The sequence below is a fragment of the Halomonas sp. GFAJ-1 genome (assembly GCA_002966495.1).
Taxonomy (GTDB): Bacteria; Pseudomonadota; Gammaproteobacteria; order Pseudomonadales; family Halomonadaceae; genus Vreelandella.
Genome location: CP016490.1, coordinates 2226779 through 2247124, shown reverse-complemented (window position 1 = coordinate 2247124; position 20346 = coordinate 2226779). Strand labels below are relative to the sequence as shown.

18 protein-coding genes are annotated in these 20346 nt (G+C 53.0%); 7 read left to right on the top strand and 11 right to left on the bottom strand.

Annotated features, from left to right (window positions below):
- Positions 1–54 precede the first annotated feature (54 nt).
- Genes BB497_10065 through BB497_10045 form a run of 5 tightly spaced genes read right to left on the bottom strand, consistent with a single transcriptional unit; the run spans position 55 to position 6503 of the window.
- Positions 55–1584, bottom strand: coding sequence for a transporter (locus BB497_10065; GenBank protein ID AVI63009.1), 1530 nt, complete (start codon positions 1582–1584; stop codon positions 55–57).
- Positions 1581–3404 (bottom strand): transporter, encoded by a 1824-nt coding sequence (locus BB497_10060; GenBank protein AVI63008.1) that lies wholly within the window; start codon positions 3402–3404, stop codon positions 1581–1583. Before BB497_10060 ends, BB497_10065 begins: the two co-directional genes overlap by 4 nt.
- Positions 3397–4413: a multidrug transporter gene (locus BB497_10055; GenBank protein AVI64328.1), complete on the bottom strand. Its 1017-nt coding sequence runs from the start codon at positions 4411–4413 to the stop codon at positions 3397–3399. Before BB497_10055 ends, BB497_10060 begins: the two co-directional genes overlap by 8 nt.
- Before the next feature lie 47 nt (positions 4414–4460).
- A complete protein-coding gene (locus BB497_10050) occupies positions 4461–4754 on the bottom strand; it encodes a hypothetical protein (protein ID AVI64327.1) in 294 nt (97 codons plus the stop codon).
- A gap of 36 nt (positions 4755–4790) precedes the next feature.
- The gene (locus tag BB497_10045; GenBank protein ID AVI63007.1) at positions 4791–6503 is read right to left on the bottom strand and encodes an aspartate-alanine antiporter; all 1713 of its coding nucleotides are present in this window, start codon (positions 6501–6503) and stop codon (positions 4791–4793) included.
- 364 nt (positions 6504–6867) lie between these two features.
- Between BB497_10045 and BB497_10040 the strand changes: the two genes are divergently transcribed.
- From BB497_10040 to BB497_10010, 7 genes are all read left to right on the top strand, one after another.
- Positions 6868–8265 (top strand): glutamate decarboxylase, encoded by a 1398-nt coding sequence (locus BB497_10040; protein ID AVI63006.1) that lies wholly within the window; start codon positions 6868–6870, stop codon positions 8263–8265.
- Between the two features lie 245 nt (positions 8266–8510).
- Positions 8511–9590 (top strand): hydrolase, encoded by a 1080-nt coding sequence (locus BB497_10035; GenBank protein ID AVI64326.1) that lies wholly within the window; start codon positions 8511–8513, stop codon positions 9588–9590.
- A 320-nt stretch (positions 9591–9910) separates the two neighbouring features.
- Entirely contained in the window at positions 9911–10831 is a 921-nt protein-coding gene (locus tag BB497_10030) for an NADPH:quinone reductase (GenBank protein ID AVI63005.1), read from the top strand.
- The gene (locus BB497_10025) at positions 10828–11784 is read left to right on the top strand and encodes a 3-hydroxybutyryl-CoA dehydrogenase (protein ID AVI63004.1); all 957 of its coding nucleotides are present in this window, start codon (positions 10828–10830) and stop codon (positions 11782–11784) included. Before BB497_10030 ends, BB497_10025 begins: the two co-directional genes overlap by 4 nt.
- Entirely contained in the window at positions 11784–12239 is a 456-nt protein-coding gene (locus tag BB497_10020; protein AVI63003.1) for a hypothetical protein, read from the top strand. Before BB497_10025 ends, BB497_10020 begins: the two co-directional genes overlap by 1 nt.
- Positions 12240–12320: 81 nt before the next feature.
- Positions 12321–14006 (top strand): choline transporter, encoded by a 1686-nt coding sequence (locus BB497_10015; GenBank protein AVI63002.1) that lies wholly within the window; start codon positions 12321–12323, stop codon positions 14004–14006.
- 99 nt (positions 14007–14105) lie between these two features.
- The gene (locus tag BB497_10010; protein AVI63001.1) at positions 14106–14924 is read left to right on the top strand and encodes a lipolytic protein; all 819 of its coding nucleotides are present in this window, start codon (positions 14106–14108) and stop codon (positions 14922–14924) included.
- Positions 14925–14931: 7 nt separating this feature from the next.
- Here BB497_10010 and BB497_10005 read toward each other — a convergent pair whose 3' ends face one another.
- The 6 genes from BB497_10005 to BB497_09980 form a co-directional block, all read right to left on the bottom strand.
- Positions 14932–15879 (bottom strand): ABC transporter substrate-binding protein, encoded by a 948-nt coding sequence (locus BB497_10005; GenBank protein AVI63000.1) that lies wholly within the window; start codon positions 15877–15879, stop codon positions 14932–14934.
- Positions 15880–15988: 109 nt separating this feature from the next.
- Positions 15989–16960: an AraC family transcriptional regulator gene (locus BB497_10000; GenBank protein AVI62999.1), complete on the bottom strand. Its 972-nt coding sequence runs from the start codon at positions 16958–16960 to the stop codon at positions 15989–15991.
- Positions 16961–17175: 215 nt separating this feature from the next.
- Positions 17176–17628 carry a hypothetical protein gene (locus tag BB497_09995; protein AVI62998.1) on the bottom strand — a complete coding sequence of 151 codons (453 nt, stop codon included), beginning with the start codon at positions 17626–17628 and terminating at the stop codon, positions 17176–17178.
- 116 nt (positions 17629–17744) lie between these two features.
- On the bottom strand, positions 17745–19034 hold the full coding sequence (locus BB497_09990) for a hypothetical protein (GenBank protein AVI62997.1): 1290 nt from the start codon (positions 19032–19034) through the stop codon (positions 17745–17747).
- Between the two features lie 15 nt (positions 19035–19049).
- Entirely contained in the window at positions 19050–19544 is a 495-nt protein-coding gene (locus tag BB497_09985; GenBank protein AVI64325.1) for a hypothetical protein, read from the bottom strand.
- 30 nt (positions 19545–19574) lie between these two features.
- Complete coding sequence (locus BB497_09980) at positions 19575–20324, bottom strand: hypothetical protein (protein ID AVI64324.1); 750 nt, start codon at positions 20322–20324, stop codon at positions 19575–19577.
- Positions 20325–20346: the final 22 nt, after the last annotated feature.

Below are 20346 nucleotides of genomic sequence, written 5' to 3'. Positions count from 1 at the left end.
CGTCTGTTTAAGCTCCCTGTGTTTAGATAGACACAGGGAGCTTTCAATTCAGGATTAAAAGGTGGCGGGTGCAGTGCGGTGGTTGAGACGACCTGTGGCAAAGGCGAGCGCTGTTGACGCTGCAAACGTATCGGAAAAAGCACGTGTCTGAATCAGACGCGCATCGTTCAAAGCAATCTTAGCTAAGCTAACTTCTGCCAGCGTTGCTAGGCCATTTTCGTAAAGGCCAAGCGATGTATCATAAGTTTCGCGTCCGGCTTCTACCAATGGGCCAGATGCTGTGTAAGCCGCTAAGCTGCTATGTAGTAGGTTATACGCTTCAACTATCTGGTAAGCGGCGGCGCTGCGAATTTCTCGCAGATCTTCTTCGGCAGCCTCGGCCTGGATTCTCGCCTGTGCCTGCTGGGCTTGACGCCGCCCTCCATCAAAAAGCGGCATGGTAAACACTACGCCCGCCAGAATTTCATCCAATGGACGATTCATCGAGCCTATGCTGCCAAAGCGGCTGTCACTCAACTCCACGTGCCCATGTAACTGCCCAATGTTAGCGACGGCGGCTACTTTGGGGCGAGAGCCTGCGGCTATAAGATCAATGCCTGATTGCGATGCGCGCACGCGTGCCAGAGCCGCCTGAATATCAGGGCGCTGGGCCAAAGAGGTCTCTATGAGTTCATCAAGCGGCCTGGGCACCTCGCGTGGTAACGTTCTCCCCGACAGATCAGCAACTTCCAGTGCTGTCATCGGTGGAAGCCCCATGGCATGGATGAGAGCGGCATGAGCACGCTCTACCCGATTGTTCGCCAACGTAAGATCGAACTGAGCCCGAGCCTCTATTTGCTGAGCCTGCGCCACCTCAGCCCTAATAGCCACTCCCTCTTGAAGCCGACCTTGTGCTACTTCGCGCAACGTTTGCGCATCTTCTAGGCGTTCCTGGTCAATTTCCACCTCAGACTTAGCTGCCATTAATTGAAAGTAGGCCTCGCTAACATCAAATATTACCTTTTGGTGTGCCCCATCAAAAATAACATTGCTGGCGATAGCAGTCTGCTCTGCCACTTCGCGAGCCGCATCACGAGCACCAAAATCAAACAGCAGCCACTCTACGGCTAGGTTAGGAAACAGCTGATACCCTGTCGCAGTAAGACGACCTGAGCCGATCCCAAGCTCAGGAATGCCCGGCTCAGGACGAGAAACCCTTTCATACCCTGCCAGCACATTGGCTGATAACTGAGGGAGCCGTGTAGAATCCACCACGTCTATCGCCAGCTCAGCCTCACGGGCACGCAGCCATGCAGCGCGGGTGGCGGGGCTATTACGCTGTGCAATATCAATCAGCTCTGGGAGGGTGTAGCGATGTTCAGAATCAATATCAACATCGAGAGACGACTGGGTAGAAAACTGAAAAGGAGCCAAGGAGCTTTCGGTAGTTTGTAAGGTCGCGGGCAAAGCAGCACTATTATCACCGAGATGCATTGGCATCTCGTCGATAGACGCCAATGTATTTGAGTATCCTCCTTGCTGCACACAGCCCGTTATTGCCCCACACGCTGCGACGAGCATTAATCGCTGAAGCGCTCTCCTCATGCTTTTTCCCCCTCTTCAGACAATAGATGGATCAGCGCAAACGCACGGTCGAGCGCGACATCACCGCTTCCCACAGCGTTGAGTGTTTCAAAGCGTTCGTGATTCGCAGATGCTTCCAAGGCAGCAGCCAGCGGCGCGGCGGCAGAGGCGCTCATAAGAGGTAGCAGCTGTGCCAACTGTAAGGCTACCGCAAGCCGCTGGGTACCTGCGGCGTCTGCTGCGCTTTCAAAGCGAGGCCACTCAAACTTCATCACTTCACTCGCATGCTGAGCGGTATCAAGATGGCCATAAACGGTTTCTAGCGCGTCCTCACCCCTCAGAACTCTGGCCATACTCGCGAGCGCCTTATCGGTCTCCAACGCTCGAGAATCCCCCGCTTTTTCCGGCCAGATCAATGAAAATACTAGCCCCATGATGGCGATACCCACAAGAATGCCGAGGATACGGTAGCCGGCATCCGCCAGGTCATAGTTTGGGCCAAAGCTTAGCGGTGAACCGGGCAGCACACAGATAAAAAACGCCAACGCCATTTGGAAACCAGCGTACTGCACTCTATATGATCCCGTTGCTACCCAGCCGGCTATAAAGCTGCCTATCGTGATCAACAAAAAGAGGTGCCCTGGATCACTCAGGTGAGGCACGACGAAATACACAGAAAAAACGCCCATGGCGACGCCAACAAGACAGCCAATAATGCGCAGGGTGCTTTTTTGAAGGGTGTCACCGGAGGAGCTAAGCGCCACCACAAAGCAGGTCACCATAGCAGTGTGAATTTCAAAAAGACCGATACTGGTATACAAGGTGTAGGTCAAAAAAACAGCCAACAACACCTTAAGAGCGAACCTGATATAGGTGGGGTTAGAAAACGCATCCTGATGGAAAAATGCGCTTTTTGCAGCGTGTGGTGCCGAGTTCGGCTGAGTAGCCAGAGGCTCGGCATAAGCACGTATAGCCTGCGCCACTGGATCTTCCTCTGTGGGTAAAGGCGTTTTAGCCTCACCCTGTGACAACTGAGACAAAAGCGAACTCCATTCCGGTGAACGCTTTCCTGCCACTGCCGCTGACTGTGCGACCGCAAGCAGCTGGAAGCTAGCCGACAGTTGTTGCGCCATCCGCTCATGCGATTCCCGCGATACTTGGCCCAAAAGGCGTGCCATCCCAAGGTGCTTCTCCCCCGCAGTGTTACCTTCTTGCAGCAGCGGTTCAGCATCGACGGGATCTCCGCCTGACAATAGGTGCGCCGATACTTCCAACCGTTCACGCAGCCGTTTCTGCACCAAGCGATATGGACTGCGACCAGCACACACTCCCAAGGCGGCAAGCAGCACCATAGGCACAAACACCACCATCCATACCCAGGTTAATGCGCGCACCACCAGCCCTGGCATGCCGATATAGTCGTAAGCAGACAGGATGAAGACGAGAATAAACCCAAGTAGACCCGCGGGCTCTCCCAATTTACTCGCACGTGCCAGCCACATGCTCCCGAAGGTAACGCCCCCCATCATGGCTAGCCGCAAAGCAGGTGAGCCTGCCACCAGCATCATCAGCACCACGCTAAGCGCAATAATGATCGTTACGGCCAGAATCAGACCAACGCCGATGACAATATTCTCCCCTGCGTTATCTCGGTACATGAGAAAAATGAGATAGCAGGAGAGCAGCGCCAACGGCACTTGAAGCGTCATGGTCAGCACGGCGGTCATGCCGCACAGTAACGCAATATGCAAAGACATCACTAGCCGTCCATCAAACGGCTTCAGCTCTGCAAGCAGCGTGCCGCCAACCCCTCGAGGGGATCGCTGGGGCGCGCTACTCATGCAACTGCACCGAACGGATGATCACCGAGGCCGAAGCACCAATGCGCATCAGTTCCTCCGGTGGATCATCAAGACGAATGGTCACTGGAAAGCGCTGCGCCACACGTACCCAGTCAACCGAGCTATCCACAATCGGCAAACCAATGATATTGATCTCATCCGTGGTTCTGACGCCATATCCTAGACTTTCAACCCGCCCGCTCAAGCGCTGATTGGGTGCCGACATGACAAAGACATCGACCGGCGCTCCAATATGAATATTTGGCAGCTCTGTTTCACGGAACAGCGCAGACACTCTCCATTCATCAGTATCAATCAGCGTAAATAGGGGAACGCCCACCATGACATGGGTGCCTACTCCAATATCTGCACCGGTAATACGACCAGAAATAGGGGCATAGACGTGGGTATCGCGCAGCTCTCGCTCTGCCATCGTTAGCGCTGAGCGTGCCAGATCAACCTGCGCCATTGCAGCGTCTAGCGAACCCACCAACGTTTGAGCGGCGGCCTGCTGACTCAACGTCTCATCCAGCGAGATCAGAGCATCTTGATACAAAGAGCGTGCGTTATCGACTTGCTGAGCCGTAACCATACCGCGGGGCAATAGGTTTTCCAGGCGCTCTAGCGTCTGACGAGTGAGCTCTACATGATTGCGGGCTCGATCAATCTGGCGAGTGGCGATGTCCACATTTGTGTCTTGGGCGGCAATTAAGCGGCGACCTGTCGCAACTTCTGCCTCGGCAGTACGTAGAACTGCTTGCGCTTGCTCGACTCTTAGCTCGTAAAACTCAGGGTCGATACGAAAGAGTAAGTCTCCCGCCTCGACAAACGTATTATTCTCGACGAAGACATCCACAACACGCCCCGGAACGTGGCTAGCAATGGGCACGGTCGTCGCTCTAATGGAAGCGTGGTCGGTACTGAGCGAGCTTTCTCGGAGCGTAATAACCCATATAACAGCCATGGCGGCTGCAGCTATTATTGCAAAACCTACTATGCGGACGAACATCGCCTTAATTGGAATGCGGTTCAATGCAGGCTTATGTTTTGTTTCGCTCATAGTGCCAGCTCTCCAGTCCATAGCGCCCAAATAATCACGCTAAATAGGATCGCTAAACATAAGTACACCAGCACCGGGGCCGGAAGATGTTCATTTAATCCGACACGTATAAAGGCCACTCTGATAAGTACGGCACCCATAATGCCGAGCAAAGAAGCCAGCAGCCATACAGGAAAGAAGGAACCATACAGTGGCATCGATGGCGCATGGGCCTGCATGGTGCAGCCAGTGAGCAGCACAAGCGCCACGCTCCCTAGGGTCAGTTGCTTAAAAACGTGCCTTACAATCATCGCAGCAGTTAACAACCTATTAAGCGTCAGCACTACTCATCCCCCTGACCCAATATTGAGAAGCAAGACAATAGCGAGCCCCCATAGCGTTAGCAGCGTGTTGGAAACTGCGTAAGGTACGGTGTAACCAAGCATAGGTACGTTGCTTTTGGCCACCTCTGACACCATGGCACCAGAAGCGGTGGACGTTCGAGCACCACCACAGCAGCCAAGATTAATAGCAGGATCAAAGCGGAAAATATACTTACCAATTAGAGGCGCAAGTACCATGGGCATACCCGTTGCAAATAGGCCTGCAAAGAAAATACCGAACCCCGCCTGCTGAAGGCCTGCAATAAAAGTAGGACCAGCACTAATGCCCACCACCGCAATAAAGACGTTAAGGCCCACCGAGTTCATAAACCAGAGTGTTGACTCTGGCACATTGCCCACTCTTGGGTTCACCGTGCGATACCAGCCCAAAATAATACCCGCTATCAACGCACCGCCAGAAGTTCCAAGCGTAATCGGCACCCCGTGGAGAGGTAGAATCAGCGAGCCTATTAGCCCCCCGACACAGATCCCAAGCCCCACTAATACCATGTTAGTGATTGTGGCTGGCCTATCTGCATAGCCAAGCGCTTCAACCACTCTCGCAGTATGGGTAGCGGTACCCGTGATGCGCACGATATCACCCCGATGGAGCTTGGTTTGCGCCAGTATCGGCACCTCTACACCAGCCGAGCCACGGCGAACGCTGTTTAAGTAGACACCGCGGGCAAAAGGCTCCTTGGCAAGTTCAATCAATTGACAACCATCAACGGATTTAGCGGTTACCAAAACATCCACAGCCTCCACAGGGATATCAATAAGCGCCCGATCTTCAACTTCTTCGGTCATATTTGATAGCGCTACCAGCGCTTGCCGACGACCGGAAACAGCCACTACATCGCCTGCTTTCAACACCAGGTCGGGGGTAGGCTCGACAACCTGATTATGTTGGCGCACCCCTTCAATAAATAGCCGCTCGCCGGCTGCCGCCTCAGCCTGGGCAAGGGTCATTCCCTCCACGCGACCACCTGCAGGAATTCGAAATGCGCGAATTTCATGCTGATGCCAGGCACTTCCCATTCCTCCTGAAGGTGCTCCAATGGAGTGCTCGCGCTCATAACGCGCGCACTCCGCCGCGATATCAACGCGCAGCAGTTTTGGCCCCAGATACGCCAATATCCAGCCTGTTCCAACGGTGCCAAAAATATAGGTAATGGCGTAGGCAACGGGAATGAGATTTTCTTGGTCAGCTATTTGCTCTGGCGACATACCAGTGCGCGCCATCGCATCCGTCGCAATACCGATAGAAGCGGAGATCGTTTGTGAGCCTGCCAGTAAGCCAGCGGCCAGACCCGGGCCGTATCCCGCTACCATGGCGGCTCCTGCAACACAGGCCAAGATGACGCAACAAACCACCACAGCAAACAGTGCTTGAGGCAAGCCATCAGAGGCGATACCTCTAACAAACTGCGGCCCCACGCCAAAACCAACGGCAAATAGAAACATAATAAAAAAGATAGACTTAATCTGATCTGATATATCAATACCTAGTTGCCCAACCACAATACCGGTCAGCAGCGTTCCCGTTACAGCGCCAAGGCTAAATGATCCAAACCGTCTCGCTCCGATCCAGTAGCCGACTGCTAACGTAATAAAAATCGCCAGCTCCTGATGATTGCGAAGAGTGGTCGGTATCCACTCAACTAAATAATTAACCATCGTCTTGTTCGCTCCCTGCTAGCGTTAATTTAACGTTACCTCATATTTAACGCTAGTCGTCAAAAATCGCCATCAATGCTTAATTTAGTTTTTATTTACAATACAACTACGCTACAGATCCACGCAATAAAATTTAAGCAGCATCTCTATAGCAGCGCTCGCAGATTATAAGAAAAATAATTTTTATAACAAAAAAATCATTTCCTTTCCTACATTCAGGATAAAAAAATCCTACCAAAAAGATAGCAAGCTAAAACAATCATCAAAGAGAAGCCAAATAATAATTTATTTTTGAATAAAAAAACTTTAAATTTCGATAGCCTTAGGCTTATCTTTACAGAAAGACATCATGGAGAGAGCAGAAATGAGTGATCAGAACCATACTGAATCAAGCAAAATGTCGCCTTGGGATATGTTTAACATGGAAGTCCCTGAAGATCATATGCCACGCCAAGGTATTCATCCACGTGCTGCTAAAGCGATTGTTAACAGTGAAGCATGGACAGATGCTCGCCCGGAGATGAACCTGTCATCCTTTGTTACAACATTTATGGAGCCGGAAGAGGTCGAGCTAGCCAAAGAACACATTCTTAAAAACCATATCGACCACGATATGTATCCACAACTGTTCAACATGGAACGCCGAATGGTGAAGTGGCTGCATACGCTGTGGAACGGCCCACAGGATGTTGAGCCCTACGGCGCGGCTACCGTCGGCTCATCCGAAGCCTGCATGCTTGCAGGGCTTGCTCATAAATGGAACTGGCGACAGGCCCGGGAAAAGGCTGGTAAAGACACAACACGCCCGAATATGGTCACAGGCGGAAATGTCCAAATTGTGTGGAAAAAATTCCTTCGCTATTTCGACGTTGAACCAAGAATCGTGCCCCTCAAACCTGGCAACTACCGCCTGACCGCCGAGCATCTTGAAGAGTATGTCGATGAAAATACGATATGCGTTGTGGCGATTGCGGGTCAGACCTTCACCGGTGAAGATGATGATATTCAGGAAATTCATGACTGGCTAGATGACTATGAGAAGCGCACGGGCATCTCTATTCCTATGCATATCGATGGCGCCTCAGGTGGGTTTGTTAACCCCTTCTGTTACCCGGAATATGAATGGGATTTCCGCCTTCCCCGTGTAAAGTCCATCAATGCTTCTGGACATAAATTTGGGCTTGTACCGCCTGGTCTTGGATGGGTGATATTCCGTGAAAAAGAGGTCTTTAATAAGGATCTAATTTTTTATGTGAACTACCTGGGCGGGGAGATGCCTACAGCAACGCTTAACTTCTCGCGCAATGCCGTTCAGATCGCTTTGCAATACTATGGCTTCATACGACTGGGGTTTGATGGCTATCAGCGCATCATGACCAAAACGGTCGAGAACTCTCAGTATCTGCGCGACCTGCTGATAGACAGTGGCTACTTCACCATCATGAATGAGACCCAACGCATCCCTGTGGTCGCCCTTACGCTTAAAGAGCAGTACAGCAATTTTAATGAGTTCGACGTGTCCGCCAAAGTGCGCGAGCGTGGCTGGGTGCTATCCGCCTACACCATGCCACCCGCCGCTGAAGAAGTTCGCTCGTTGCGCATCGTCGTACGCCCACACCTAAACAAGAACGTTCTCAAAGGGTTAGCCAACGATATCATCAACGCCTGCAAGTGGTTAGAGGAGTACGGTGGCAACAGCAAGCCTCCCGAACTACATACCCATGCCGCAACGGCGTACAAAGTCGCGCCCAGCAAATGTTGATTAAATATGTAGCTCGCGCCTAATCACAGAGCGCTGGCTGGAGCATCTGATAGCCTGCGGAAGCCAGGAGTGGCAGTGTAAAACAGTCAGAAGGCTGCCACTCACAACGCTAATAAACGCTGCCCTCTATTGTGTGTTTCAAGGCTATGCCTTTCTGCAAGGATCACGACATGTCCCAACGTAAAAAATCGACACTATCTGCGCTAACGGTGGCTGTATCAGGGTTGTTGATAGCGCCCGCACTCCTGGCGTGCACATCACTACTCTACAGTGATGCTCACAACAACGCCTATGCTGGGCGGACATTGGAGCTGCCTATGGAGCTTCCTTATAAGGTATCGTACTTCCCACAGGGCGCTACGTACGGCTCACAAGCAGATAAACACCATGCGCTTGATTTTACAGGGCAAAACGCTTTTGTCTCTATCGGCGTGCCCGACCCAATATCCGGTGATGTTAAAGTGGTTGAGGGTCTCAACGACAAGGGTTTAACGTTCAGCCTTCTGGCGTTCCCAAGTGCAGAAGGCCCAACCGACATGGTGGATAACACCCAAGCGGTACTAGCGGCCATAGATCTCGGTGCCTGGGCTCTGTCACAGTTTGATACGGTTTCAGCGGTGAAAGATGCACTAGCAGAGCAGCCGACTATGGTAACGTCGTTACTTCCCGGACACCTGCTCAGTACGCCGTTTCACTATGTTATTCATGATGCTAGCGGAGAGTCGGCGGTTATTGAGTTCTTTAATGGTGAAAAAAACATCATTGATAACCCTTTAGGTGTTATGACGAATGGCCCAGAGTTCTCCTGGCACATGACAAACATGAATAACTACACTCACTTAAGCAATATTGACCACTCACGCCTTGACGCCCAAGGTGTTCGTTTAGAGCAACCAGATTCAGGTATAGCAACAGCCGCACTACCTTCTTCTAACACCTCAGTTGGCAGGTTTGTGCGTGCTTTTTACTATGCAAACTTCGCTGAAAAAGCAGAAACCCCCGAGAGAGCTATCACAACGCTGTCGCAAATAATGAATAACTTTGACCGCCCCCGAGGCATCACAATAGATAACCGTTTTAAAGACGGTATCGCCAACATTACGGCACCGGGTGTGCATGACAACCGCGTCTATACTTCAGAGTATACGTCATGGGTCACGCTTACTGATTTGGCGCAGAGGAAGCTCTACGTTCGCACATATGACAGTCTTAACTATATGAGTATTGACCTTACAGAACTGACCGATATTGAAGAGATCAAGCATGTGTCACTCAGTGATCTTCATAGTGACATGCATAACGCGACAGCCGCTCTCGCTAACTGAGTCAAAGGTTAATTAAAACGACCGATTTACTAATAGTATAGTGAACAACACTATTCTTTTAGCTTGCCATCGCCTACCACTGGTCTAAACGTACGTTTTAAGGTCTACACTCAGCGCCGCCCTGCTAGCCTATGCTAGGGGCGGCATTTCTTTTTGCAAATAATGCAGCTACGCACCTCGTACCTTCTGAACCCGAGATCAGTAACTAAGTCGAGCCACTTATGTCGCCTTGCAATTTCTTTGCGTCGCTTAGCGCACACTCAGAGTCAGCACTTGTTGCCACAATAGGGCCAAACCCTTAGCCCTAAAAGGAGCAGCAAGTGAATAGAAACGTGATTTTAACCTGTGCAGTCACTGGCGCTGGCGACACGACAACAAAAAGCCAACACGTACCCATCACGCCGAAGCAAATAGCCGATGACTGCATTGCCGCCGCGAAAGCCGGGGCTAGCATAGCGCATATTCATGTGCGCGACCCAGAAACGGGTGGCATCAGCCACTCGCTAGATCACTTTCGCGAAGTGATGGAGCGTGTGCGCGAAGCCGACGTGGATATCGTTATGAACATCACCGCAGGCGGTGGCGGCGACTGGATTCCTGACGCTAATGACCCCACCCGTGGTGGCCCCGGCACGGACATTCAAACACCGGCTCAGCGCCATGAGCCGGTCGGTGAACTACTGCCCGAACTGTGTACGCTCGACTGCGGCAGCCTCAATTTTGGCGATATGGTCTACGTAAACCCCGCTGACTGGCTTCGCGAACACGCCCGCTTGGTACAAGCTGCGGGCGTTAAACCGGAGCTTGAGTGTTTTGACCTGGGCCACGTGTGGTTTGCCCGGCAACTGCAGAAAGAGGGATTGATTGAAGGCGATCCTCTTTATCAGCTCTGCTTGGGTATTCCCTGGGGCGCTGAGGCCGATCCTGAAACCATGTTAGCCATGCGCAATAAGCTGCCAGAAAACGCCCAGTGGGCCGCCTTCGGTATCGGTCGTCATCAAATGCCCATGGCAGCCCAAGCCGTGCTGCTAGGCGGCCATGCCCGCGTTGGCCTGGAAGATAACCTCTACCTAAAAAAAGGCACCCTAGCCACCAACGCCCAGCTGGTAGAGCACGCAGCTACGTTGATTGAGAACCTGGGCGCCCGCGTGATGACACCCGCTGAAACGCGCGCGCACCTCAAACTACGTAACCCGCATACCGGTGGTATTGAAGGTCAGGCTAATGGAGGTCAATCATGAGCCAACAGCTCACGGTTATCGGCACGGGCGTTATCGGCAACGGCTGGATTGCACGGGCGCTCGCAAACGGCTGGGATGTTGTGGCCTTCGACCCAGACCCCGATGCACCACAGCGTACCCGCGCTTTCGTTGACAATGCCTGGGCAGCGCTGGAAAAGCATGGTCTCGCTAAAGACGCCAGCCCAACGCGGCTGCGCTTTGTAGACAGCTTAGAAGCAGCGGTGGAAGGTGCTGATCTGATCCAAGAAAACGTGCCAGAGCGTTTGGATCTCAAGCGTAAGATTCTGGCTGCGTTGGATGCGGCTAGCGCGCCAGAGGTGCTGATCGGTTCCTCTACATCCGGCTTCAAGCCCAGCGACTTGCAGCAGGCCTGTACACGGGCGCCGGGGCGCGTGATCGTTGCGCACCCCTTTAATCCAGTTTATCTATTGCCGCTTGTGGAACTGGTGGGCGGTGAAGCGACCGCATCTAACCAACTAGAGCGCGCCCGCACGCTTTACCAGGCGCTTGCTATGCGCCCTCTGGTTGTGCGCCGAGAGATTGAAGGGCACATTGCCGATCGCCTGATGGAAGCACTCTGGCGTGAAGCGCTGCACTTAGTCAATGATGGAGTGGCAACGACCGAAGAGATCGATGCCGCAGTAGTTTACGGCTGCGGTCTGCGCTGGTCGTTGATGGGCACCTTCCTCACCTTCCATTTGGCAGGTGGCGAACAGGGCATGCGCCACATGCTGGAGCAGTTTGGCCCAGCGCTAAAACTCCCTTGGACAAAACTGGAAGCCCCGGAACTCACCGATGAGCTGATCGACCGTGTGGTGGAGGGCTGTGAGCACCAAGCTGCGGGGCGTCCAGTGGCTGAGCTTGACCGCCGCCGCGATGACTTTTTGGTGGAGCTGCTGGGCTTGGTACAAAAGTATTGGCCCGAAGCCGAGGGCTTGGAAGGACGTATCTAATGGTCATTTTAGAGAGCCGTGTGGCTTCAAACTGGGTCGACTACAACGGACATATGAACGATGCCGAATACGCTCGGGTCTTCTCGCTGGCGGTCGAGGCGTTAATGGAGCACGTCGGCCTAGACGAACCAGGCCGTGCGCGCCACGGCTACACCCTCTATACCCTTGAAACACACCTCTGCTATCGCCGCGAGGCTCACGAAGGGCAGCCACTCAGCGTAGAACTGACGCTGCTGGATCGCGACACTAAACGGCTGCATATTTTCTTCAAGCTGCATGACGAGGAAGGCAGCCTGTTAGCGACCAGCGAGCAGATGCTAATGGGCATCGACAGTGATACCGGCCGCCCTGCCCCCTTCCCCCTATCCGTTGAGCAAGCCATTGATGCGCTGCCCCTAGCGGCGCCCTCGGCTTGGCCGTCACAGGCTAGCCGAATCATCGCTATACGGCGATAACAACACGAAAAACAATAAGAACCGTCCGCCAATACGGGCGGTTCATCGGGACTGCCGGCCCGACGCCCGGCCCAGGAGGACATGAATATCGCTACGCCAACCCCCCCTCATCGACCCACGCCGCCTCATAACAATTCACCAAAGGCCGAGCTCAGCACTGACTACATGGTGACTGAGCTGGCGCAAGGCGGCTTTTTCCAAGGCATGCACAAGGGCATGACGCTAACCGCGAGCGCGCTTGTGCTGCTTTTTGTACTTTTCACTGGGTTTGGTTCAGAGACCGCGAGCGGCGTCTTTGGTACCACACGCGCCTGGATTGAGAGCACCTTCAGCGGCTACTACCTCGTAACCGTCATGCTGCTACTCGCCGTCTGTGCCTTTATCATCTTTAGTCGCTTCGGCAGCGTAAGGCTTGGCGCTGACGATAGCCGCCCGGAGTTCAGCAATTTTGCGTGGTTTGCGATGTTGCTGTCTGCCGGCATTGGCATTGGCATTCTGTTTTTCGGCGTCGCAGAACCCGTCTTCTATCTCGACGATACCGGCGCCTTTGGCTATCCCAACAACCCTCATGCAGATATGGCGGGTGCTACCGCGATTGGGCACGAACGTGCTATCGATGCGCTACGCGTGACCCTTTTTCACTGGGGGCTTCACGGCTGGGCCATCTATGTCATCGTGGGTATGTCACTGGCTTATTTTGCTTACCGAAAAGGCTTGCCACTCGCACTGCGCTCGGCGCTTTATCCGTTTATAGGTGAACGCATTTTTGGCCCTATTGGTCATCTCTTCGATATCCTGGGCGTACTGGGCTGCGTATTTGGTGTGGCAACATCTCTGGGCCTTGGGGTTAGCCAAATGGCCGTTGGGTTAGAGCGGCTCGTGGGGGTTGACCCTGGGCTAACTACTCAGCTGATGCTGATTGCTGGCATTTCAGTTATCTCAATACTTTCCGCTGTATCCGGCGTACGTGGCGGTATTCGTCTTATTTCAGAGTTGAATATTTGGGTATCCCTGATTGTCGTCGGCATTTTCCTCATTGCAGGCCCCACGCTGTGGCTCATCATGACCTTCGGCGAGACGTTACTCGACTACGCCATCAACTTCATTCCCATGGGGCTTTGGTACGCCGATGAGGAGGGAGACGCCGCCTGGCAACAGGGCTGGACAATCTTCTACTGGGGCTGGTGGCTCGCCTGGGCTCCCTTTGTGGGCCTTTTCATTGCCCGCATTTCCAAGGGCCGTACATTGCGCGAGTTTGTACTGGGCGTTCTGTTAGTGCCTACCCTGATCATCTTTGTTTGGCTGATCATCTTCGGGGGCAACGCCATGCACCAGGAGCTTTATGCCACGGGCGGACCGGGCAGCGCTGGCATTATAGAGCTAGTAAACGCCTGGAACCTACCGGCTGCACTGTTTGCCACGGCGGATGGGATTGTGGGTAGCGGTACCTTTGGGTGGATTCTCTCAGCCCTCATGGTCTTTCTGCTAATGAGCTGGTTTGTTACCTCTTCAGACTCAGGGACGTTAGTGCTCACCACTATTTTGTCGCTAGGCGATAACGAGCCGCCCATACGCTTTCGCGTTTTCTGGGGCGTAGTGATTGGCTTAGTCGCGGCGGTGCTGCTGGTGGCAGGCGGTCTAAGCGCACTGCAAACAGCGCTGATTGCAGCTGCTCTACCGCTGAGCGTGGTGGTGCTGGTAATGACAGCCGGCGTACTGCTTTCGCTGTTCCGCGAGTCGCTTAATACAGGCCGTAAGAAACGTTGAGCTAAGGCACACGATGACACTAGGCGTCTCTCGTTGACGCCTAGTGCTCAATAAGCCTCGGGAGGTTAACGAAAGCAGCCGTGAATAACGAGTATCGCTATGAATATCGACACCTTTATCACCCGCTTTGAGCGAGGCTTAGCTAACGTCACGCGTAGTACGCCCGCAGAGGCGCGCCAGCGCTACGACCAGCTGTGCCAAACATTTGCCCCACCTAACCCAGCCGGCATGCGCATTACCGACGAGCCTTGGGAAGGCAGCGTACTTCGGCATTTTATTCCTGCCTCCGCCAAGCCGGGTCGCATTATGTATATTCACGGCGGGGGGTTTACGCTGGGATCCGTCCACAGCCACCATGGTATTGCGGCAAGCCTAGCTGACCGACTCTCGCGCCACGTTGTCAGTCTCGACTATTGCTTAGCGCCTGAAGCGGACTACAGCGACATGCTGGGGGAGTGCTTAAGCGCCACCCGCGTGATAACGCCTGCTGCCATCGTTGGTGATAGCGCAGGCGGGCGCTTGGCGCTGGACGTGTTAACGCGGCTAACGCATAGCGTTCCGCTAGGGCTTATTTATCCGCCGGTTGGCCCGCTTAACCCACAAACGCTGGGTCCTGATGCCCCGCTGCTTAGCCGTAACGATGTCTTATCACTGCTTTCTTTCTGCCCGGGGTTGAACACTCAGATCGATGCACTCCCACCCAAAGCGCAGCTGGAAGTGCTTAGCGTTGAGCACGACCCATTAACCGCTCCACTTGAACAAGCCGTTGCTGCCTGGCGCCGTAACGGTGTGCAGGTAGGGTATCGCAGCGCCAGCACGATGGTGCACGCCGCCTTACATGCCCATGCCCTGCTGCCAGAAATGCAAAGCGCCTGGCAAGATTTTTGCCAGGCGCTCAACCAACGATTAGAGCATTAACGCTCAGTTACTGGTAATTGGCGCGCACTGCCTCTATTGCCGGCTGACCATTTTTCGCCATGACCCCCTCCAGCCAAGTCTCTACAGTGCTTAAATTGGCACTGATCCACTCAGAGGCCACCTCATCCGCGGGACGATCTTCGTAGCTATAGCTATGCACCCAGGCATTTTGATCCTCAATATCCACCACATATTGAGAAAGGAACCTATGCAACTGGGGGTCTTCTGCCGCCATGCTGGCAGGCACAATCGTCCATACAGTGCTCCCAATTTGAGCAATACCGGCACCTTCGGCATCATCCAGATAGGCCATATCGAAGCTGACGTTCATCCAGTGGGGTTCCCAGCCTACAAAGGTCACCCACTCGCCGTTGGCCATTTTCTGCTCGGCTTGCGCCAGCATTGCCGCCGTAGAGCTCTCTCTGAGCGACCAGTCGCCTAGCCCCACAATATCGTTATCAATCGCCGCGAGGATCGCCGTGTTAATACCGGTGCCCGCCTCGATGCCCTGTATCTCGCCGTCGAAGCGGTCTCGGTGGGCGTCCAGGTCGGCCACCGACGTTACGCCGGCGTCATACACGTACTGCGGTACCACTAAACCAGAGTTCGCTCCCTGAATATTGGAGACCAGTTTTTCCACTTTATTATCGGCCACCAGCGGCTCTACCATATCCGTCTGCACCGGATACCAACCGCCCAAGTAAACATCCACATCGTTACGGGTTAAGCCAGCCAAAATAACACTAACCGCTAAATCTCGTTGGCGGGTTTGGTAGCCCATCGTTTCCATCAGCTGTGCCGCTACCTCGGACTTCACGGTAACTCCAGGCCAGGGCGGCACACCAAACCGCACCTCATCAAGGCCAGCCGATGCAGGGGCGGAGACAGCCAACGCCGTGAAACCTGCCAAGCTGAGTGCGCCAATACTTTTCACACCAATGAATGTACGCTGCATTATTATGTCCTCTTTTGGCGATATACCTCGTCAAGTCTGCCAACTAAACAACAATTCAAACGACATTGAGCGACATAAAACACTCATAAAGCGACAAATTACCGCTTAGCTACTGACGTGACTGGCGTCGTGCTTCTACCGGTGAACAGCCAAAATGCGTGCGATACGCACGTGCAAAGCTGGAGCTTGATGCAAAGCCACACGCAATACCTACCTCTAACACGTCCATATCGGTTTCCATCAGCAGGCGCTGCGCCCGCGACAAACGAAGTGACAAATACCACTGACGCGGCGTTCGATGAAGATGCTCCTCAAATAGCCGTTGAAGATGGCGTAACGACACCCCCGTTCGCTCGGCAATCTTTATCAGGGGTAACGGCGCTTCCAGGTGGCGCTCCATTAACGCAACCGCTTCAATTAAACGCCGATTATGCGAGCCTAATCGGCGCGCCAGCGACATACGCTGCTGATCGTGGCGATTTCTTAAGCGCTCATGAATTAGCTGCTCAGAGACATCCACCGCCAGCTTGGCGCCGTGGCGCTGCTTGATAACCTCTAACGCCATGTCCATCGCCGCCGCACCGCCTGCACAGGAAAACCGGCGCTCCCCTAGCTCAAACAGCTCATCGGATGTGTCAATCAGCGGAAAACGTTCACGGAAAGCAGGCAGGCTCTCCCAGTGCAGCGTTACTCGCTCACCTTTCAGCAGTTCGGCAGCAGCCAGTAGAAAACAGCCGGTATCAATGCCGCCCAGTGCGCAGCCAGCCTGGTCTAAACGGTGTAGCCAACTGACCAAAGGCCGCGTTAGATACGCTTCTGGTTCAAAGCCGCTGCAGACAGCCAGCGAGGGTAAGTCCCAACAGTCGCCAATCGGCTGATCAACCATCAGCGTCATGCCGTTGCTGGCACTGACGGGTTCACCATCCAAACTAAACAGCGTCCAGTCAAACAGGGGGCGACCGCTCATACGGTTGGCAATACGTAAGGGTTCAACAGCGGAAAAAAATGCCATCATTGAAAAGCGGGGCAATAAAACAAACCCTATTCGCTCGGGCATAAGGCCGTGGTAATGCAAACGCACGTGGCTAACTCCTTATTAGGCTTTGCGGAGAGAAACCGCGCAGCAGCCACATTTCCGGCTTGCTGAAGTATGTAGCCGTTGACCACCCTAGACGGTGGCCGACGGGTTGAAGAGGAGTGCAGGGAGATCTCCGCTGCATTCAGGATCACGTTATCCTATGGCGTTTCGAACGAAGAAGAACTTGCCGTGTTGCTAGTTGATTGGGTGCCAAACAACTATGAAGACTGTTTTTCGCCTTTATTGACTAAGCGTTCCATATTCAATGCAATTGACAACACCAAGATTAAACCTTCTTTTAGCAGCGACATGCCAATAACCGCGAAGTAAAAATACACCAACACGGTAATACCCGCCGCTATACCTGCCATGAGGCCCCCATACCCCATACTACCGCCAATCAGCGCAATGACACTTGCCAGTATGCCAACAAACCAAGACAAAAAAATAGCACCATCCCAAGCGGCCCTGAACCAATCAAAAACCGGAAATTCGGACTTGCTAGAAGCAACTTTTTCTTCATCGCTACTTTGGCGCATTGCAGCCAGGCGTAACGCCGCTCCTTTCCAAATTGACCAGGGAATAGTAAAAAATCGTACGACACATACCATAAGCGCCTGGATAACCGCTGGCACAATAGCCGTACCAATTTGGTTTTTTAACTGAGACATTTCCGTTTCCTTTTGAATTTTTGTCGCGCCATTGGCGCAGAGGCATCATTGCCTCACCGTTAACTGCTTGTTTATTACTCGCAGTAGAACCAACCTGACCGGCTGGCAAGTTCTTCTTACTCACAATAGTTAGCATTGAGTAGCTGAGCGCTGGCTTTTTCCAGCATGCTGCTAATTTCAATAGCATCCTGTGAGCTAAACACTTGACCACCGGTCTGTTCCGCCAAGCAATTAGAGAGACCATCTTTAGTCACATCGACGACGTTAATCGTAAGCCGTGGCTGATTTTGGGCAATCTCTGCTGCAATGTGACACTGATCCTGCCCACAACCGTCGGTTCCGTCGACAAAAGCGATGATGGTTGCATCCCGCTCCCGGCCATCCACTAAGCCGGCTGCTGCCACCAAGCTTTCAGCCAAGGGGGTGCCATCATAGGCATGTAAAGACTGGATACCGGCAATCAGCTGCTCTCGCTGGTCAAAGCTGAATATCCCTTGTTTGACTGGAGAACCACACCCTGCATAGGTAATGAGGCCAGTATCAATATCGGGGTGAAGCTGGTTAATAATATGAGATACAGAATCCTTGGCGACCTCTAATCGAGAGGTTCCTGACTCCAATGATAAGAGACGCTCATTGCCTGTATTACGCAGCATCATCTGATGAAACCCAGATAAGCCGAAATACCACTCTTCATCCTCTTGTGTTGCCGCAATATTGAGATTCATCGAACCGGACGTATCAAAAATCAATACAAACTCTGGTGGTAAGCCTTGCTCACCCTCACGGCATGCGTAAGGCACGGCCCCTGAATCGTTTCCAAACCAGCGCGGCCAGTAGCGATCCAAAGGCCAAAATAGATACAGCAGCCAGCCCAGAGCAAAGAGTAGAAGTAACGGCAACAACCACAACAGCGGCTTGAACGATCTACGGCGTGACGCCGCTGCTACAGGGGCAACGGGCGTAACCACCGGAGCAGGCTTAGGCGTAACGATAGGCGCGGTGGCTTTCACCATATCCGCGCCCCAACGAATCACTACGGGTTCGCCGTTGAGGCTATAAAGGTGCTGCTTTTCAGCGGGGCCTATTAAGGTTCGCAAGCTTTCGCCAGCGTCACTATCACCGCGTCTAACCAGCTCATCGGCCAAACGCCCTAAGCTCTGCTGGCGTTGCTCATAACGCTCCAACAATAAAGATTGCTCATCTTTTGTTAAAGCATCAAACACCAGCGGCTGACCCGGCAGTTCCGTCCACCACTCCAGCGTATCCCCCTGACCGTTACGTGGTAGGGCGAACATACTGCCAATGCTAGGAGGAAAATGACGATGAATAAGCGCGACTTTGGCCTGATAGCTTTCAAAAGTACCACCCAGCATCACTTGGGTATCACGCAGGATCCGTTGCATTGTTACTCTTCCGCCTTATTCATAGCCTAAGCTTTGCTGAAGACGGCTTACCTGCTGCTCAAGTTCAGCTAAACGCGCTCTGCGGGCCTCAATTTCTGCTTCGTCACGGGCAGGCTCTTGATTAGCGTTCAATTGCTGCTCAATGGCATTAAGACGATGCTGAAGCCCAAGTTCCTCACCACTACGCGCTTGCAAGCGTGTCAGTAATGTTTGTAGAGAGCTATTGAGTGCTTGCTGCTTTTCTTGCTGAACACTCAAGTCCTCGCGGGTAGCCTGCTGCTGGGCGCGAATGTCGCTATAAACTTGATGAAACAAGGCGTTTTCTTCTTGATCCAGACGAACCTGCTGTTCGCGCTGCTCAACTTGAGCACGATAGGCCCCAGAGGTATCACAAGAGAGTTTTGCTACAAGGCTCGCATCGCGATTATAAGGATCACACTGTTCCGGCGTAGTCGCACAACCGGCCAGCAACACCACGCTGCTGGCTATCATTATGGTTTTACTTATCATGGCGTTTTTCATAATGTTTTGCTCGATTCCTTAACCCAACGTGATAGCAGAGCGCATGTTGTAGAGTTCATCCACTTCTTGCTGCAGTGCCAACACCTGCTGGTTCATCACGTCGATATCCTGTTCGACACGCGCCATTTCTGCGGGACTGGCTTCCACTCTCTCTGCGGCAGCAACCTCTTGATAACTATCTGCTTTCTTACGCATGTTAGCTAGTTCACGACGCAAAATCCCAATATTGCTATCGATAGCTGCCAAGTCACGCTCCGCGGCCGCTTGGTCAAGTTGCTGTGCTTCCATATCAGTTTGAATGCGCTGAATACGCGCTTTATCTTCTTCCATCACCTCGCGCACGGTTTCAGTCCGCGCGATGACATTACGAGTGTCTTCTTGAATATCCGCACTCATTGCCTCTAAACGCTCGCTGGTATTGGCATACTCGCTGCGACGTTGATCAAGATAATAGTTGGCACCCATGGCAACACCGCAAGCACCTAACCCGGCAATAATCATGCACTGCGTCCTATTACTCGGATTGGTGATAGCACAACCCAACATGCCTGCTGCGGCACCGGCTGCACAGGCTTGATAACCTGAACGACTAAAGAACTGCGCATCACTACCTTGGGTTAGTCGCGGGTCCGCAGCAGCGTTACTGCCGTTACCAGATAGCATCGAGCTTCCTGTCGTCACACAGCCGCTGAGCACCAACATACTGCCAGCCACTGCTGACATCATTAGTGCTTTCTTCAAACTTAACGTGCGTGCTTTAAAAGACATCTGATTGCTTTGCATAGTAAGT

Bases quoted from the DNA above. Each gene is read 5' to 3' on its own strand.
- BB497_10065 (AVI63009.1), bottom strand. From the start codon at position 1,584: ATGAGGAGAGCGCTTCAGCGATTAATGCTCGTCGCAGCGTGTGGGGCA.
- BB497_10060 (AVI63008.1), bottom strand. From the start codon at position 3,404: ATGAGTAGCGCGCCCCAGCGATCCCCTCGAGGGGTTGGCGGCACGCTG.
- BB497_10055 (AVI64328.1), bottom strand. From the start codon at position 4,413: ATGTTCGTCCGCATAGTAGGTTTTGCAATAATAGCTGCAGCCGCCATG.
- BB497_10050 (AVI64327.1), bottom strand. From the start codon at position 4,754: ATGATTGTAAGGCACGTTTTTAAGCAACTGACCCTAGGGAGCGTGGCG.
- BB497_10045 (AVI63007.1), bottom strand. From the start codon at position 6,503: ATGGTTAATTATTTAGTTGAGTGGATACCGACCACTCTTCGCAATCAT.
- BB497_10040 (AVI63006.1), top strand. From the start codon at position 6,868: ATGAGTGATCAGAACCATACTGAATCAAGCAAAATGTCGCCTTGGGAT.
- BB497_10025 (AVI63004.1), top strand. From the start codon at position 10,828: ATGAGCCAACAGCTCACGGTTATCGGCACGGGCGTTATCGGCAACGGC.
- BB497_10020 (AVI63003.1), top strand. From the start codon at position 11,784: ATGGTCATTTTAGAGAGCCGTGTGGCTTCAAACTGGGTCGACTACAAC.
- BB497_10015 (AVI63002.1), top strand. From the start codon at position 12,321: ATGAATATCGCTACGCCAACCCCCCCTCATCGACCCACGCCGCCTCAT.
- BB497_10010 (AVI63001.1), top strand. From the start codon at position 14,106: ATGAATATCGACACCTTTATCACCCGCTTTGAGCGAGGCTTAGCTAAC.
- BB497_10005 (AVI63000.1), bottom strand. From the start codon at position 15,879: ATGCAGCGTACATTCATTGGTGTGAAAAGTATTGGCGCACTCAGCTTG.
- BB497_09995 (AVI62998.1), bottom strand. From the start codon at position 17,628: ATGTCTCAGTTAAAAAACCAAATTGGTACGGCTATTGTGCCAGCGGTT.
- BB497_09990 (AVI62997.1), bottom strand. From the start codon at position 19,034: ATGCAACGGATCCTGCGTGATACCCAAGTGATGCTGGGTGGTACTTTT.
- BB497_09985 (AVI64325.1), bottom strand. From the start codon at position 19,544: ATGATAAGTAAAACCATAATGATAGCCAGCAGCGTGGTGTTGCTGGCC.
- BB497_09980 (AVI64324.1), bottom strand. From the start codon at position 20,324: ATGTCTTTTAAAGCACGCACGTTAAGTTTGAAGAAAGCACTAATGATG.